The 16229-nt window shown below is 49.6% G+C and carries 15 protein-coding genes, 1 rRNA gene and 1 riboswitch; of the genes, 1 reads left to right on the top strand and 15 read right to left on the bottom strand.

What is annotated here, in order from left to right:
- Positions 1-118 precede the first annotated feature (118 nt).
- The 13 genes from KNO66_RS12135 to purE all read right to left on the bottom strand — a co-directional run bounded on the left by KNO66_RS12135 (position 119) and on the right by purE (position 15034).
- Positions 119-2407 carry a bifunctional diguanylate cyclase/phosphodiesterase gene (locus KNO66_RS12135; protein ID WP_214742720.1) on the bottom strand — a complete coding sequence of 763 codons (2289 nt, stop codon included), beginning with the start codon at positions 2405-2407 and terminating at the stop codon, positions 119-121.
- A 90-nt stretch (positions 2408-2497) separates the two neighbouring features.
- A complete protein-coding gene (gene purD, locus KNO66_RS12130) occupies positions 2498-3751 on the bottom strand; it encodes a phosphoribosylamine--glycine ligase (protein WP_214742719.1) in 1254 nt (417 codons plus the stop codon).
- A gap of 14 nt (positions 3752-3765) precedes the next feature.
- Positions 3766-5286 (bottom strand): bifunctional phosphoribosylaminoimidazolecarboxamide formyltransferase/IMP cyclohydrolase, encoded by a 1521-nt coding sequence (gene purH / locus KNO66_RS12125; RefSeq protein WP_214742718.1) that lies wholly within the window; start codon positions 5284-5286, stop codon positions 3766-3768.
- Positions 5283-5861 (bottom strand): phosphoribosylglycinamide formyltransferase, encoded by a 579-nt coding sequence (gene purN / locus KNO66_RS12120; RefSeq protein WP_214742717.1) that lies wholly within the window; start codon positions 5859-5861, stop codon positions 5283-5285. The genes purH and purN overlap by 4 nt, the downstream gene beginning before the upstream one ends.
- Positions 5858-6892: a phosphoribosylformylglycinamidine cyclo-ligase gene (purM, locus tag KNO66_RS12115; RefSeq protein ID WP_214742716.1), complete on the bottom strand. Its 1035-nt coding sequence runs from the start codon at positions 6890-6892 to the stop codon at positions 5858-5860. Before purM ends, purN begins: the two co-directional genes overlap by 4 nt.
- A gap of 12 nt (positions 6893-6904) precedes the next feature.
- Positions 6905-8314, bottom strand: coding sequence for an amidophosphoribosyltransferase (purF, locus tag KNO66_RS12110; protein ID WP_214742715.1), 1410 nt, complete (start codon positions 8312-8314; stop codon positions 6905-6907).
- The gene (purL, locus tag KNO66_RS12105; RefSeq protein WP_214742714.1) at positions 8290-10509 is read right to left on the bottom strand and encodes a phosphoribosylformylglycinamidine synthase subunit PurL; all 2220 of its coding nucleotides are present in this window, start codon (positions 10507-10509) and stop codon (positions 8290-8292) included. The genes purF and purL overlap by 25 nt, the downstream gene beginning before the upstream one ends.
- On the bottom strand, positions 10493-11173 hold the full coding sequence (gene purQ / locus KNO66_RS12100) for a phosphoribosylformylglycinamidine synthase subunit PurQ (RefSeq protein WP_214742713.1): 681 nt from the start codon (positions 11171-11173) through the stop codon (positions 10493-10495). The genes purL and purQ overlap by 17 nt, the downstream gene beginning before the upstream one ends.
- Positions 11170-11412: a phosphoribosylformylglycinamidine synthase subunit PurS gene (gene purS, locus KNO66_RS12095; RefSeq protein ID WP_214742712.1), complete on the bottom strand. Its 243-nt coding sequence runs from the start codon at positions 11410-11412 to the stop codon at positions 11170-11172. Before purS ends, purQ begins: the two co-directional genes overlap by 4 nt.
- On the bottom strand, positions 11409-12113 hold the full coding sequence (gene purC, locus KNO66_RS12090; RefSeq protein ID WP_214742711.1) for a phosphoribosylaminoimidazolesuccinocarboxamide synthase: 705 nt from the start codon (positions 12111-12113) through the stop codon (positions 11409-11411). Before purC ends, purS begins: the two co-directional genes overlap by 4 nt.
- Positions 12114-12162: 49 nt before the next feature.
- Positions 12163-13455 (bottom strand): adenylosuccinate lyase, encoded by a 1293-nt coding sequence (purB, locus tag KNO66_RS12085; RefSeq protein WP_015880706.1) that lies wholly within the window; start codon positions 13453-13455, stop codon positions 12163-12165.
- Positions 13452-14546: a 5-(carboxyamino)imidazole ribonucleotide synthase gene (gene purK / locus KNO66_RS12080; protein WP_214742710.1), complete on the bottom strand. Its 1095-nt coding sequence runs from the start codon at positions 14544-14546 to the stop codon at positions 13452-13454. The genes purB and purK overlap by 4 nt, the downstream gene beginning before the upstream one ends.
- Entirely contained in the window at positions 14546-15034 is a 489-nt protein-coding gene (gene purE / locus KNO66_RS12075; RefSeq protein ID WP_214742709.1) for a 5-(carboxyamino)imidazole ribonucleotide mutase, read from the bottom strand. Before purE ends, purK begins: the two co-directional genes overlap by 1 nt.
- A gap of 68 nt (positions 15035-15102) precedes the next feature.
- Positions 15103-15204: riboswitch (purine riboswitch) on the bottom strand.
- Between the two features lie 146 nt (positions 15205-15350).
- On the opposite strand from purE, the gene KNO66_RS12070 reads away from it, so the two are divergent.
- Complete coding sequence (locus KNO66_RS12070) at positions 15351-15821, top strand: NUDIX hydrolase (RefSeq protein ID WP_214742708.1); 471 nt, start codon at positions 15351-15353, stop codon at positions 15819-15821.
- Between the two features lie 42 nt (positions 15822-15863).
- Here the strand turns inward: KNO66_RS12070 and KNO66_RS12065 are convergent, their stop codons facing one another.
- Together KNO66_RS12065 and rrf are read right to left on the bottom strand one after the other, a co-directional pair.
- On the bottom strand, positions 15864-16055 hold the full coding sequence (locus KNO66_RS12065; RefSeq protein ID WP_015880702.1) for an NETI motif-containing protein: 192 nt from the start codon (positions 16053-16055) through the stop codon (positions 15864-15866).
- An 87-nt stretch (positions 16056-16142) separates the two neighbouring features.
- Positions 16143-16229, bottom strand: a 5S ribosomal RNA gene (rrf, locus tag KNO66_RS12060); the annotation flags it as partial.

Below are 16229 nucleotides of genomic sequence, written 5' to 3'. Positions count from 1 at the left end.
TCCCTGTTTCAAGTTTACCTTTTCTCTGAATGGGTCGCAAGTTATGTTCCCTATTGTAACAAAATTCACATATATTTTTCACAAAAAAGGCGGCTCTTCCTATGAAGAGCCGCCTACCTCAAATTTGAGTCATGACCGTTTTACGTAAATAGAGGTGTAGTTCGTTAACCGGAATCGGTTTGCTATAGTGATAGCCTTGAATAAGTGAACCACTATATTCTAATACGAACGCGAGCTGTTCTGGCCGCTCGACCCCTTCCGTGACAATCTCGAGTCCTAGTGTTTGGAACGTTTGATAGAGTCCCTCTAACAAGGCACGGTCAAACTTGTTCTCAGGAATACCTTTCACGAAGTTTTGGTCAATCTTAACGATATCTAGATGAAGCGATTGCAGGAATGAGAGTGAGGATGTTCCGACACCAAAATCATCGAGCGATATTTTAACGCCCATTCCTTTCAATGCTTGGATGAACTGTTGAAGTTCATACACGTTTCCCCCAACTTCACTCTCTGTGATTTCGACATGCAATCGATGCGGCGGAAATCCTGTCTTCATCAGTGTTTCCTCTAACGCTTCTAAAAATGAATCGTCTAGAATTTGACGCTTCGATACGTTGATTGACAAGAACAAGTCAAAGTGTTCGATATATTCTTGGATTTCAGTGATGGCATGATTGAGCACCCAGCGCCCGACATCTGAAATCAGACCTAGTTGTTCCGCGACTGGAATAAAGACGCCCGGAGAGATGAACCCCTTCGTCGGATGGTGCCAACGAATCAACGCTTCTACCCCTCGTACCTGAAACGGTTGCGGAGAGACAATCGGCTGATAATACAGTTCGAACTCATCATGGCGCAACGCATAGCGAAGATCCCGCTCCATCTCGAGCGCCTGCAAGTAGTGACTCCCATCTTCAATCTCTTGATAGGAGAGGATTTTATCTTTCCCTGATACTTTCACCTCGTGTAAGACGACATCGAGTCGTGCCATCATCACTTCATATGAGTGATGCGATGGTTCAATCAATTCATCAATACCGATACTCAAGGTCAAATGATTCATGCCTTGCTTCAAACCCCATTCACGCAAATCCTTCACTAGTTGATTGGCGACAATCAGTAACTCTTCGGTCGTCCAATCTGGATGAATCAAAATAAACTCGTCGGCACCAATCCGTGCCACAAACCCATCTTCTTTATAAAACATCAATCGAGACGCAAAGAACGTCAGCATCGCATCGCCCGTGCGTTGACCGAATTGATCGTTGATTCGTCGGAAGTTATCGAGATCGATTCCCATGACTCCAATTGATTTAGACGATTCAGGCAAATTCATAAACATCTCTTCGACCGCTAACCGGTTCGGAAGACGCGTTAAGGAATCGCGGAAGGCTCGCGTCAACGATTCTTTTTGGGTCTGTTCAAGGGCATCTAGCACTTCGTTCATGCTGACAGCCATCTCTTCAATCTCATCTTGTTGATTCGGCTGCAATCGAATCCGCAAACGGCTATTTCGTTCTTTCGTGATCGATTTCAGTTCGTTGACGATGCGCATTAACCGTTTCGTGATAATCTGATTCACCGTCCAAAATAGTGTCATCAATAGACCAAGACCTAGAACGACCAGACCGAACATACCTGTTTCTAGCATTGTTTGCGTATTCGTATAATACGTGCGTTTGACTGAAAAGTTGAGTTCCCAGTTCGCATCTTGATAGACGGACTGAAGCGGTAACGAGACACGGGAAAATTGCTCGTCTTGGTCAACCGTCAATTGTTGGTGAGACAGTGGACTGATCGATAATTTTGTTTTTGCTTGGGCGCTCATCGCTGCCATGAAATCCGGACCAATTTTTTGAATCAGAATCAGTGTGCCACCAGGCTCCCCCGTTCCATCACTTTTTACAATCGGATGACTCATGAAAACGACAGGGCCGAAGTCGGTCCCATATACCGCACTTTGCGTGACACCAGACGAGTTCACGTAACGTATCAATTCATTTGTGAAATCATTCTTTTCCTCTTTATTGCCCAACTCATAAAATTGATTGAATTCGGAATAGACAACCTCTCGATTTTGATCGAGAAAAATCATCGCACCGACTCCAAGATTTTCAAGGGTATCTGCTCCCATATTATTCTCAACAAATGCTTCATTTCGATTTTGAACAAAATCATAGGCGTTCGTCCAGACTGACCAGTCGACAAGGATCCGTTCGAGCATGAGACGGTGATTGGCGAACACTTCCGATACACTCTCGATTTGATCACGAGTCATCGCCCTGTCCTGTTCAATACTTTTCTCTATAAAATACGGTTTGATGACGAATAAAATGACGCCGATGAAGAGTACGATGTTCACGGCAATCGCAATAAATAATTTTGTTTGAACACGCAGGCCGACCACCCTCCTTCTTCAATCTACTTTATTATTGTAGAACAGGATGTCGGTATTTCCTTTTTTTCGCATGAAAAAAAGGATGGGTTGACCCATCCTTTAAATAATGTGTTCAAACGCTCGTGCCCCGATATCAGATCGATAGAACGTTTCAGGTAAATCGAGTTGCGAAATTGCCTCATATACAGCCGTTTTTGCCTCAGGTAGTGTCGGTTTCGTCGCCGTCACAACAAATAGACGACCTCCGCTTCCTACGATTTGGTGACCCTTCTTTGTCGTACCGGCATGGAAGACTAGCACATCTTTCGAAAGTGACTCAAATCCTGATAACACCTGACCCGTGATTGGTCGGTCCGGATACCCTTCGGCCGCGATGACGACACCCATCGTATATCCGTCGACCCACTCAACCGGATACGACTCTTGACGAACGACCGCTTCAATCACGTCTAGGAGCGGTGATTTCAGGTTCGGCAAGATGACTTCCGTCTCCGGGTCACCGAAGCGTGCATTGAATTCGATGACTTTCGGTCCATCCGCCGTCAAGATGAGACCGGCGTACAAGAATCCTTCAAACGACGTCCCTCGTTTGACCATCGTTTGTGCGAGCGGTTTTAATACGGTCTCAACCGCCTCCTCATACACGTCCTTTGTCAGATGTGGCATCGGGCTATAGGCGCCCATACCACCCGTGTTCGGTCCCTTGTCGCCGTCATAGGCTCGTTTATGATCTTGCGAGGTGATCATCGGAATGACACACTCTCCCGAGACGAACGCCATGAGTGAAAACTCTTCCCCGTCGAGGAACTCTTCGATGACGACTTGTGACTGTTGACCAAATTTATCCGTCGTGAAAATATCACGTACGGCAGCTTCCGCCTCTTCGACCGTGAACGCGACCGTGACGCCTTTACCGGCTGCTAATCCATCCGCCTTGACGACGAGTGGTGCCCCAAGCTTCTCGATATAGGCAAGCGCCGACTTCACATCCGTGAACGCCTCGTACGCTGCTGTCGGAATCCCGGCTTCCATCATGACTTCTTTGGCGAACGCCTTGCTGCCTTCGAGTAAGGCAGCTGCTTTCGTCGGTCCAAAGATGTTCAGTCCTTTGGCACGGAACGTATCGACGACCCCTGCCATGAGCGACGATTCAGGTCCGACAATCGTCCATCCAATCTCGTTTTCTTCTGCGAAATGGGCGAGCGCCTCCACGTCTGTTTCATGGATTGACACACACGTCATCCCTTCCATGAAGTCGTTGCCCGGTGCAACGAAGACGTCATGCCCGTCTTGTTTCAACTTCCATGCGAGCGCATGCTCGCGTCCTCCTCGACCGATGACCAATACGTTCATGACGCGAACCCCTCTCAGTGTTTGAAATGTCTGACTGATGTGAATACCATCGTGATGCCATGGCGATTTGCCGCTTCAATCGATTCGGCATCGCGAATCGACCCACCCGGTTGGATGATGGCCGTGATTCCTGCCGCTGCTGCCGCTTCGACCGTATCTGCCATCGGGAAGAAGGCATCACTTCCGAGAGCCGCGCCTGTCGCGCGTTCCCCAGCTTGTTCGAAGGCGATTTTTGCTGCGCCGACACGGTTCATTTGTCCGGCACCGATTCCAATCGTCGTTTCGTCTTTTGCGACGACGATGGCGTTTGACTTCACGTGTTTGACGACGCGCCATGCCAGTTTCAAGTCTTCCCATTCTGATGCTGTCGGACGACGATCCGTCACGATTTGGCACGCTGCATCATCGAGTGTCATGTCATCGCCATCTTGTACGAGCAATCCTCCCGCGACAGCCGTAAGGCGCATGCCTGTCATCTGTCCCATATCTAACGTCAACAAACGGAGGTTCTTCTTCTCTTTCAATCGGTCAAGTGCTGCCTCACTAAAGGATGGAGCAATGATGATCTCTAAAAAGATGTTGCGAAGGGCATCTGCCGTCTCGATGTCGACCTCGCGGTTCAAGGCGACGATTCCGCCAAAGATGGAGACCGGATCCGCTGCGTGTGCACGTTCAAACGCCTGATGAATCGTTTGTCCTACCGCGACACCACAAGGATTCATATGTTTAACGACGACAGCAGCCGGTTCGTTCAATTCACTAAGTGCTTCAAGTGCTGCATTCGTATCTTGAATATTGTTATACGAGAGCTCTTTCCCGTGTAATTGTGTCGCATTCGCAAGCGTCATCCCGTCATATAAAGGTGTCTTATAAAACGCCGCTTGTTGGTGTGGGTTCTCCCCATAACGAAGGTCTTGAACCTTCTCATACGTGACCGTCAACTGTTCTGGGAACGTTTCGCCGATTTGACGACCTAAGTAGTCGGCAATCAACGCGTCGTATGCCGCCGTGTGACGAAACGCTTTCGTCGCAAGACGCTGACGTGTCTCAAACGATGTGCCGCCACCACGTACTTCATCGGCGACGAGTGTGTAATCGCTTGGATCAACGACAACCGTGACGCTCGCATGGTTCTTCGCTGCCGAACGCAACATACTCGGTCCACCGATATCAATATTTTCAATCGCTTCTTCGTATGTCGTATTCTCTTTCGCAATCGTCTCCTTGAACGGATACAGATTGACCACGACATAATCGATTGGTTCGATGTGATGATCTTTCATTTGCGCGACATGCGTATCAAGGTCACGACGTCCGAGCAAGCCCCCGTGAACGAGTGGGTGCAACGTTTTGACACGACCGTCTAACATTTCAGGGAACGATGTCACTTCCGAAATGTTTTTGACTGGTAATCCCGCCTGCTGAAGCGCCGCCTCGGTCCCACCTGTTGAAATGAGCTCGATGCCCGCCTCATGCAAGACGGTTGCGAGTTCGACAATGCCTGTTTTATCAGAAACACTTAATAATGCTCTCACTTGAAAACCTCCTGTTGATTCAACACTTGTTGTAATACGCGCGGATACAGTTGATGCTCGATCGTTTGAATGCGACGTGTCGCCTCGGTGCGGTCACATCCTTCAATCTCGACAGACGCCTGTGCGATGATCGGACCCGTGTCCATCCCCGCATCCACATAATGAACCGTCACACCACTCGTCGGCACGTTGGCGTCAAGCGCCTGTCCAATCGCGTCTTTACCCGGAAAAGCAGGTAAAAGCGACGGATGGATGTTTAAAATGCGGTTCGGATATGCGGATAGTAACACATTTCCAATCAAGCGCATATACCCCGCTAAGACAAGATAGTCCACTTGCAGCGTATGGAGAAGAACGAGAATTTCTTCCTCGAACTCCTCTTTCGACGCGTACGCTTTCGGTGTAAATGAAAAACTTGGAATCCCATGACGTTCCGCACGATCAAGAACCGTAGCTTCTGGTTTGTCCGTCACAAGCAACACGCATTCGGCAGACAAATGACCATCGGCGATCGCTTGCCAGATTGCTTCGGCGTTACTTCCCGATCCTGACGCAAAGATGGCAAATCGTTTCATTGGTCCACTCCTGAGATTCGAATTCCTGGACGACTCTCGACTTTACCGATTCGGTACGCAGTCTCCCCGACACGCTCGAGCGCCGCTTCAACGAGTTCCACCTCTTCAGCTCGTACCGTAATCATATAACCGATCCCCATATTGAAGACGTTGAACATCTCTTGCTTCGAAATATTTCCGACTTGTTCGAGCCAGTCGAATACAGGAAGACTCGGCCAACTCGACGCATCGAACGTGATTCCGAGACCTTCTGGCAACATGCGAGGGACGTTCTCATAGAATCCACCACCCGTGATGTGTGCCATCCCTTGAACCTTACCTGTCGAAATCGCCGCTTTCGCCGCTTCAGCATAAATCCGTGTAGGCAAAAGCAAGGCGTTCCCGAGGGTCGTATCGAGCATCGCAATCTCATCCGTATAATGAAGACCTTGCGCTTCAACGATATGACGTACAAGCGAGAACCCGTTCGAGTGGACGCCTGAAGATGCAAGGCCGAGTACGATGTCTCCATCCTGAATCGACGAACCGTCGAGCAAGTCTTCTTTCTCCACAACACCGACCGCAAATCCAGCGATGTCATATTCGCCATCCGGATACATTCCTGGCATCTCAGCCGTTTCGCCACCGACGAGCGCACAACCGGCTTGGACACATCCTTCGGCAACGCCGGCGACGATGCGCTCGAGCTTGGCCGGTTCTGCTTTTCCGGTCGCGATATAGTCGAGGAAATAGAGCGGTTCTGCTCCATGCACGAGACAATCGTTGACGCACATGGCGACGCAATCGATTCCAATCGTGTCATGTTGGTTGAGCGCGAACGCCAATTTCAGCTTCGTCCCGACCCCGTCGGTCCCGCTCACGAGAATCGGGTGTTTCATGTTCATCGAACCGAGATCAATCATCGCTCCGAAACTACCGAGCCCTGTCATCACTTCCGGACGCATCGTCCGAGCGACATGACGTTTCATACGGGATACGGCCTCGTACCCCGCTTCTAAATTCACACCCGCTTGTTCATAACGAACGCTCATCGCTTTTCCCCCTTAAGCCTTTGTCTCTGTCACGAGTTCTGCAAGTTCAGTCGGATAAAGTCCCGTGAAGCATGCAGCACACTGCCCGCGTAACGCTCCTTCAAACGGACGATCGATGGCTTCGACCGTTCCGTCTAATGTGAGGAACGCTAGTGAATCGGCACCAATCTCTTCTCTGATTTCTTCAATGGATTTGGTTGCCGCAATTAACTCTTCCTTGGTAGATGTATCGATTCCGTAGTAACACGGATGTTTGATCGGCGGTGACGTGATGCGCACATGCACTTCCGTCGCGCCTGCCTCTCGAAGTAACGTGACGATTCGGCGACTCGTCGTTCCACGGACGATAGAATCATCGACCATGATGACGCGTTTCCCGTTCACGACACCGCGTAACGCTGACAACTTCATTTTCACGCCGCGCTCTCGTAATTCCTGGGACGGTTGAATGAACGTCCGTCCGACGTAACGGTTTTTAATGAGTCCCATTTCGTAAGGAATTCCGCTCGCCTCAGCATAGCCGATTGCCGCAGAAATACTCGAATCCGGCACACCTGTCACGACATCCGCTTCGACCGGTGCTTCTTCAAACATCTTTTTCCCCATGGCCTTACGTGCCGTATGCACGTTGATGCCATCGATGATGGAGTCCGGTCGTGAGAAGTAGATGTATTCCATTGAACACATGGCACGGACGGCCGCTTCACTGAATCGCTCTGACGTGATGCCTTCGCTCGTGATCATGAGCAATTCTCCTGGCTCAACATCCCGTACGTACGTCGCCCCCACGACGTCAAACGCACACGTTTCCGAAGCGAACACGTAAGCCCCGTCTTCAGTTTGACCGAGTGACAATGGACGTAACCCATGCACGTCGACACCGACGTACAATGCATCTTCCGTCAAGAATAGGAATGCGAATGCCCCGACGAGACGGGCCAAGCTGTCGGCGATCCGTTCTTTCAATGAATTGCCGCGACTCCGCTTGATGAGGTGGGCCACGACTTCCGTGTCGGAAGTCGTCTGGAAGATCGCGCCTTCCGCTTCGAGCATATGTTTCAATTCGTTCGCATTCACAAGGTTTCCGTTATGCGCCATCGCCAAATCACCAGTCAACGACTTGAAGTGAAGCGGCTGAACATTCTCGAGCGTGTTGCCGCCAGCCGTCGAGTAGCGGACGTGCCCAATCGCATGGTTCCCCGTGAGCGTGTCGAGTGATGTCTCATCGAACACTTCGGTGACGAGTCCGAGTCCACGTTTCGCATGGAGACGTTCTCCGTCTGCCGTGACGATTCCCGTTCCTTCTTGCCCACGGTGCTGCAAGCTGTGCAGTCCGTAATAGGCAAGGTGTGACGCCTCGATGTGACCGAACACACCGAAGACGCCGCATTCCTCGTTCATGCCTCGGATGTCATATAACATGGAATAGCTCCTTCCCATACACGCTCTAACTCTTGTACATCCATTTCAATCAAGCGGTCGCTTGCACGAACGACAAGAGTTGATGCTTCTGTAACTGTCCCGATTGCTGTTCCGTTCGTCATGCTCGCGAATGACTCGGCATGTGCCTTGTCGACCGTCACGAGGAAACGTGACTGTGATTCACTGAATAGCGCCGTCACGAGATCTGTGTCAATCGTCACGTCCATGCCGAACCCTGTTCCAAAGACCAGTTCCGGTAACGCTGCCGCAAGACCACCTTCTGATACATCATGTGCCGCCGTGACAAGGCCTTCACGGATAGCGTGAAGCAACGCCTTTTGTGTCTGACGTTCTTCTTCAAGATTGAGTGTCGGCGCATGACCGCTCACTTTTCCGTCTTGCAACATCTGAAGGGCACTTCCGCCAAATTCCGCTTTCGTCTCACCGAGTAAGAAGACGACGTCTCCCGCTTGTTTCGCAAACGATGTCGTAATATGTTCTGGTTTCTCGATGAGTCCGACCATTCCAACGACCGGTGTAGGGTAGATGGCTTGTCCGTTCGATTCGTTATAAAGCGAGACATTCCCACCAATGACCGGCGTATCGAGCGTCCGACACGCTTCTGCCATTCCTTCGACGGCTTGGTCGAGTTGCCAGAACCCTTCCGGTTTATCTGGACTCCCGAAATTGAGGCAGTCCGTCAAAGCGAGTGGTTCTGCACCACTTGCGACGATGTTTCGAGCCGCTTCCGCGACAGCGATGGCTCCACCGACACGTGGGTCGAGATAGACATATTTCGCGTTGCAGTCTGTCGTCATCGCGAGCGACTTCTCCGTCTCACGAATGCGAATGACCGCGGCATCACTACCTGGTGCGACGACTGTCGACGTTTGTACCATATGGTCATATTGCTCATACACCCAACGTTTCGAGGCGATGCTCGGCATCGCAAGGACGTCTTTCCATGTCGCCATCACATCTTCGACAATCGGTGTGACCGGCTCCATTGCTTGGAAGGCTTCATAATATGCTGGGACTTTAGAAGGCTTATGATAAACCGGTGCATCTTCTGCGAGTGCGTCGACCGGTACTTCCGCTGCGACTTCTCCTTGATGAACGAGACGAAGTACTTTTTCTTCAATGACTTCCCCAACTTTGACTGCATGAAGTCCCCACTTCGTGACGATTGCTTCGATTTCGTCTTCATGTCCTGCTTTGACGACGAGGAGCATCCGCTCTTGCGATTCCGAAAGCATCATCTCGTAAGGTGTCATGCCAGTCTCACGTTGTGGGACGAGGTCTAGGTTCATCTCGATTCCCATTCCTGCTTTTGATGCCATCTCTGCTGACGATGACGTCAATCCGGCTGCGCCCATGTCTTGAATCCCGACGAGTGCCGGATGTTTGATGACTTCGAGACACGCTTCGATCAAGAGCTTCTCCATGAACGGGTCTCCGACTTGAACGGCTGGACGTTTCTCGTCTGCGTCTTCTCCGAGTTCTTCAGAAGCGAACGTGGCACCATGGATTCCGTCGCGCCCTGTCGTTGCTCCGACGTACATGACTGAGTTTCCGACACCTTCCGCGATTCCTTTTTGAATGTCTTCATGGCGGATGAAGCCGACACACATTGCGTTGACGAGCGGGTTGCCTGAGTAGGCCGGGTCGAATGCGACTTCCCCACCGACAGTCGGGATGCCGACACAGTTCCCGTATCCAGCGATACCGGATACGACATGACCGAATAAATGTTTCACACGTGATTCGTTCAAATCTCCGAAACGGAGTGAGTTCAATAAAGCAATCGGACGGGCGCCCATCGAGAAGATGTCACGGATGATTCCGCCCACCCCAGTAGCCGCTCCTTGATAAGGCTCGATCGCGGATGGATGGTTATGACTCTCGATTTTGAAGGCGACGGCTTGACCGTCTCCGATGTCGACGATTCCAGCCCCTTCTCCTGGTCCTTGTAAGACGTGCTTGCCGGTTGTCGGAAACTTCCGGAGCACCGGTTTCGAGTTTTTGTACGAACAGTGTTCAGACCACATGACCGAGAAGAGACCGATTTCTGTATAATTCGGTTCCCGGCCAAGCAGTGAGACGACGAGCGCGTATTCGTCGTCCGATAATCCCATCGTGGCATAGATCCGTTCATCACGGATTTGTGTAGCTGTCGGTTCAGTTGTAAGTAACATGTCGTGCCCCCCATTTTACGATTGACGTGAATAACCGTTTACCGTCTTCTCCACCGAGCAACGCTTCGACCGCACGCTCCGGGTGTGGCATCATGCCGAGTACGTTTCCTGCCTCGTTCGTGATGCCGGCGATGTTTTCGACCGATCCGTTCGGGTTCTCTTTATAGGTGAACGCAATCTGGCCATTTGCCTTCAATGTCTCGAGTGTCGTCTCGTCACAGTAGTAGTTGCCCTCACCGTGTGCGATTGGCACGCGAATCGTTTCCTGTACCGCATACTCACTCGTGAACATCGTCTCATTGTTTTCGACGACGAGATCGACGGTCTTACACATGAATTTCAAATCGCGGTTTCGCATCAATACGCCTGGAAGGAGTCCCGCTTCGACGAGCACCTGGAAGCCGTTACAAACACCGAGTACCGGGCGTCCTTCTTCCGCGAAACGCTTCACCTCAGCCATGATTGGTGAAAACTGGGCGATTGACCCACAACGCAAGTAGTCTCCGTATGAGAAACCGCCTGGTAAGAGGACCCCATCGAATCCTTCAAGTGAGGTCTCTGTATGAAACACGTATTCCGCTTCTTCCCCGAGCACATCTTTTACCGCGTGGTACATGTCGAGGTCACAGTTTGATCCTGGAAAGACGATGACCGCAAACTTCATGCGAGTACCCCCATCTCGATTTCATAATTCTCAATGACCGTATTGACGAGTAACTTCTCACACATTTCTTTGACCATGTCTTCTGTCGTGTCGTCCGCTACTTGAAGCTCGATGACTTTCCCGATCCGCACCGATTCAACTCCAACGAATCCGAGATGTTCGAGTCCGCCCTTTACGGCAACTCCTTGTGGGTCGAGTACACTTTCACGTAATGTCACGTACACGTTTACTTTTTTCATTGTCTGTTTCCCCCTATGCGTGTTAACAATTGTCCATACGTCTCAGTCAAAGAACCTAAATCGCGACGAAATACGTCTTTATCAAGCTTTTGTTTTGTCTCTTTGTCCCAGAGACGGCACGTATCCGGTGAAATCTCATCCGCTAAGATGATCGTTTCGTCCACTTTCCCGAACTCTAATTTAAAATCGATTACGTCGATGCCATGTTGACCAAAGAAATCGAGCAAGACGTCGTTCACCCAAAGACCTAGTTGTCGCAATGTTTCGACTTCTTTGTGTGTAGCAACTTGCAATAACCGGATATGATCTTCCGTGAGGAGTGGGTCCCCAAGGGCATCGTCCTTATAATAAAACTCGACAATCGGCGCAAGGAGCGGTGTTCCTTCTTCCCAACCGAGGCGTTTCGCTAGACTACCGGCCGCGACGTTGCGGACGACCACTTCTAACGGAATGATGTCGACACGACGAACCAACTGTTCTCGTTCCGAGATTCGTTTAATAAAGTGCGTCGGGATCTTGTTGTCATGCATCAATTCGAACAACTGGGTCGTGATGGCGTTGTTTAAAATCCCCTTCCCATCAATCGACTCTTTCTTTTCTCCATTGAATGCTGTCGCATCATCTTTGTAGTACACACGAAGCACACCCGCTTCTTCTGTCTCAAATAACGCTTTCGCCTTGCCTTCATAAATTGCTTTCATCTGAACCGTTCCCCCTTAAAAGTGAGAGGGGCGTATCGCCCCTCAACGATTACAAACCACAGCGTTCAAAAATTGTATCGACACGACGTACGTGATAACGCGGGTCGAACAACTCATCGAGCTCTTCACTCGTAAAGAGTGCGCCCATTTCTTTGTCTTCTTCAATCAATGTCCGGAACATTGTCTCTTCTTCCCACGCTTGCATCGCTTTCGGTTGAACCGCATCATATGCCGCTTCACGTGACCACCCCTTCTCGATGAGACCGAGTAAAATCCGTTGCGAGAAGATGATTCCAAACGTACGGTCCATGTTGCGACGCATGTTATCCGGGAAGACCGTCAAGTTCTTCACGATATTGCCGAAGCGATTCAACATGTAGTTAAGGAGAATCGTCGCATCCGGGATGATGATGCGTTCTGCTGACGAGTGCGAGATGTCACGCTCATGCCAGAGCGGAACATTTTCGTAAGCCGTCATCATATGACCACGAATGACGCGTGCAAGACCCGTCATATTTTCAGAACCGATTGGGTTACGTTTATGCGGCATCGCAGACGACCCTTTTTGTCCTTTCGCAAAGAACTCTTCCACTTCGCGTGTCTCTGTTTTTTGAAGTCCACGAATCTCGGTTGCCATCTTTTCAATCGATGTGGCAATCAATGCGAGTGTTGACATGTACTCGGCATGACGGTCACGCTGGAGTGTCTGTGTCGAGATCGGTGCAGCTTGGATACCGAGCTTGTCACAGACATATGACTCGATGAACGGATCGATATTTGCAAACGTTCCGACCGCTCCGCTCATCTTCCCGAATTCAATCGTTTCGCGAGCTGCCATGAAACGTTTTTTGTTCCGTTTCATCTCTTCATACCAGAGGGCGAGCTTCAAACCAAACGTTGTCGGTTCTGCGTGCACGCCGTGTGTGCGTCCCATCATGATGTCATACTTATGTGCTTTCGCTTTTTCTGCAAGAATACCGATGAAGCGATCTAAATCGGCCTCTAAAAGATCATTGGCTTGCTTGATTAAGTACGAGAGTGCCGTATCGACGACATCCGTCGACGTCAAGCCGTAATGTACCCACTTTTTCTCTTCTCCGAGTGTCTCGGAAACGGCACGAGTGAACGCGATTACATCATGACGTGTCTCTTGTTCAATCTCTAGAATGCGATCCACATCAAACGATGCCTTGTCCCAAAGGACTTGGACATCTTCTTTCGGGATGATGCCGAGTTCACTCCAAGCCTCACAGGCATAAAGTTCAACTTTTAACCAAGCCTCGAATTTGTTTTGGTCAGTCCAAATGTTTGCCATCTCTGGGCGGGTGTAGCGTGAAATCATAAAACGGTCTCCTTCCAAATTGCCAGTTGTTCGATGGTATGAAGCGCTTCTTCGACCGTGTCAGCAAGGACGTTCAAATGTCCCATTTTGCGACCTGTCTTCGCTTCATCTTTTCCATACAGATGTAGTTTAACATTCGATGGCAATGCTTTGACATTGAGTCGTTGCATATGTTCGCCGAGAAGATTGACCATGACAACCGGAGTGGTCAGTGTAGTTCGTCCGAGACGCATCCCCGTCACGGCTCGAATGTGTTGTTCAAATTGTGAGGTCTCACATGCGTCAATCGTGTAGTGTCCAGAATTGTGGGGACGCGGTGCGAGTTCGTTTACGTAAAGGCGACCATCTGGCATGACGAACAACTCGACAGCGAGTGTCCCCATTAAACCGATATGATCGGCGAGCTGGAGTGCGAGGTGTCTCGCATCTTCTTGAATCTCACCTGCCACACGAGCTGGTACGATGGAGAGATGTAGGATGTTGTTGTGATGAATATTTTCACTGATCGGGAACGTCGACGTTTCTTCTTCTCCTCGTGTCACAATGACGGAGATCTCTTTTTCAAACGGCAACCAAGCTTCAGCGACATATTCTTGTTCGGTGAACTGTTCAGTGAACGCCTGAACATCCTGTTCCGTCCGGATGACCGTTTGCCCTTTTCCGTCATAGCCGAAGCGACACGTTTTGATGACAAATGGTAAGCCGAGCTTCTCATATGCCTGCCGTACATCTCGAACTGTACGAACTGAAATATATGGCGCGACTCGTAACCCAGCAGATTCAATCATTTTTTTTTCTAAGATGCGATGTTGCGTCGCCTTCAACACGTCCATACCTTGTGGACACTTCTCTTCGATGGCTGCAATCATTTCCGTGTCGATATTCTCGAATTCATACGTCACAACGTCTGAACGAGCAGCGAGTTCTTTTGCGGCATCGACATCATCAAATGAGGCAACAATTGAATCAGCCACTTGAGCAGTCGGTGCATGTGGGTTTGGATCGAGACAAAGCGTCGTGTACCCCATTGCACTCGCACTGAGTGACATCATCCGTCCAAGTTGTCCTCCACCTAAAATTCCGATTCTCATCAGACCAACTCCTCCGTTCCTCGCATCGCCATCTCTTGTTTCTTCTCCCGAAATGCATCAAGTCGATGTGTTATGTCTGTGGAGTGGATGCTCAGGATTTGAGCAGCCAATAATCCTGCATTCGTTGCTCCCGCTTTACCAATCGCAACAGTTGCTACTGGAACTCCTGCAGGCATCTGAACAATGGAGAGGAGCGAATCCATTCCATTGAGTGCTTTCGACTGTACCGGGACACCGATGACAGGAAGTGTCGTTTTCGCAGCGACCATTCCAGGAAGGTGGGCTGCCCCACCAGCACCCGCAATGATCACTTGAATGCCTCTGCCTCGTGCCTCTTCAGCATATTCGAACATAAGGTCTGGTGTACGGTGAGCTGATACGACTTGTTTTTCATATGGAATCTGTAACTCATCTAACACGTCACATGAATGTTTCATCGTCTCCCAATCAGATGAGCTACCCATGATTACTCCAACGACTACGTTCATTCCAAATGTCCCCCTTACAAAAAGAAATCCCTAAACCGACAATCAGTTTAGGGTATAGGCATGACAAATACACGTCCGCTACACCCCATAGTCTGATCAGAATCGGTGATCAGGTAGAAACTTGCAAGCCATTTCCTTGCGATTATATGGAGCACTATTTATTTTTCTTATCTCACACGCCTATCGTACCTTGTTCTTTGAAAACATGTCAATAAACTGCGAACATTTTAATTGTCTGAATATTTATCGTTCGCCTTTTAGATGTAATCTGCACAATCTTCTCCGATAATGTATGCTATTGAAAAGGGGGAGTTAGATGAGTTACATATCGAGTCTTAGAGAAGTGATTGGTAACCGCCCGATCATCAGTGTTGGTGCCACTATTTTAGTCATCAATCAAAAGAAAGAGGTACTGATGCAACATAGATCCGATACGCTTGATTGGGGTTTACCAGGAGGATCGATGGAACTCGGGGAAACATTGGAAGAAGTCGCTACACGAGAATTGAAAGAAGAAACCGGACTTCTCGCTGAGCACTTCGAATTAATTCAGGTTTTTTCCGGGGAAGATGGTTACTTTAAATATCCGAACGGAGACGAGACATATGGTGTCATTCATCTATACCAGGCAAAAAGAGTACATGGAGAGCTCGCCATGGAAGATGGGGAAAGTTTGGCTCTTGAATACTTTAGTAAAGAGAACCTTCCTAAAAAGATAGAAAAACGAGCTCAAACTTTATTGGACGCGCTTGGAGACCGATGCTTTGAACGCGAGCATTCATTTTGAGTATGTAAAAAGCCGTCACACAGATTGTGTGACGGCTTGGCATTAGGATTCTTTAGAGACGCATTCAAATAAAATCGATTGATGGGAATGGACAGGTTCATCTTTGGCTCCCGTTTGCTCAAAGACGGGCTTTTCAATGCGGCGTATAGGACGATAACCCATTTCGTTGATTCGATCTAAACATTCGCTGACCGTTTCATTTGGTTCGACATATACTTTGATCTTCTTAGCCATTTCTTCTTACGTCCTCTCTTCCACTAAGCTGAATCGATGATATGAAAAAACGGCGGCCCTTGAGCGAATGCTCCAGAACCACCGTTTGCCTGGCAACGTCCTATCCTCACAGGGGGAGATCCCCCAACTACTTTCGGCGCTGAGACGCTTAACTTCCGTGTTCGGCATGGGAAC

It is taken from the genome of Exiguobacterium sp. s48 (assembly GCF_018617395.1).
Classification (GTDB): Bacteria; Bacillota; Bacilli; order Exiguobacteriales; family Exiguobacteriaceae; genus Exiguobacterium.
Note: the sequence above shows the minus strand (reverse complement) of the source record. Positions and strands in the feature narration are given on the sequence as shown.

What these genes read in the sequence shown, in the direction of transcription:
- KNO66_RS12070 (WP_214742708.1), top strand. Translation starts at nt 15,351, where the DNA reads ATGAGTTACATATCGAGTCTTAGAGAAGTGATTGGTAACCGCCCGATC.
- KNO66_RS12065 (WP_015880702.1), bottom strand. Translation starts at nt 16,055, where the DNA reads ATGGCTAAGAAGATCAAAGTATATGTCGAACCAAATGAAACGGTCAGC.
- purM (WP_214742716.1), bottom strand. Translation starts at nt 6,892, where the DNA reads ATGAGCGTTCGTTATGAACAAGCGGGTGTGAATTTAGAAGCGGGGTAC.
- purF (WP_214742715.1), bottom strand. Translation starts at nt 8,314, where the DNA reads ATGTTATATGACATCCGAGGCATGAACGAGGAATGCGGCGTCTTCGGT.
- purD (WP_214742719.1), bottom strand. Translation starts at nt 3,751, where the DNA reads ATGAACGTATTGGTCATCGGTCGAGGAGGACGCGAGCATGCGCTCGCA.
- purQ (WP_214742713.1), bottom strand. Translation starts at nt 11,173, where the DNA reads ATGAAGTTTGCGGTCATCGTCTTTCCAGGATCAAACTGTGACCTCGAC.
- purN (WP_214742717.1), bottom strand. Translation starts at nt 5,861, where the DNA reads ATGAAACGATTTGCCATCTTTGCGTCAGGATCGGGAAGTAACGCCGAA.
- purL (WP_214742714.1), bottom strand. Translation starts at nt 10,509, where the DNA reads ATGTTACTTACAACTGAACCGACAGCTACACAAATCCGTGATGAACGG.
- purE (WP_214742709.1), bottom strand. Translation starts at nt 15,034, where the DNA reads ATGAACGTAGTCGTTGGAGTAATCATGGGTAGCTCATCTGATTGGGAG.
- purK (WP_214742710.1), bottom strand. Translation starts at nt 14,546, where the DNA reads ATGAGAATCGGAATTTTAGGTGGAGGACAACTTGGACGGATGATGTCA.
- purB (WP_015880706.1), bottom strand. Translation starts at nt 13,455, where the DNA reads ATGATTTCACGCTACACCCGCCCAGAGATGGCAAACATTTGGACTGAC.
- purC (WP_214742711.1), bottom strand. Translation starts at nt 12,113, where the DNA reads ATGAAAGCAATTTATGAAGGCAAGGCGAAAGCGTTATTTGAGACAGAA.
- purS (WP_214742712.1), bottom strand. Translation starts at nt 11,412, where the DNA reads ATGAAAAAAGTAAACGTGTACGTGACATTACGTGAAAGTGTACTCGAC.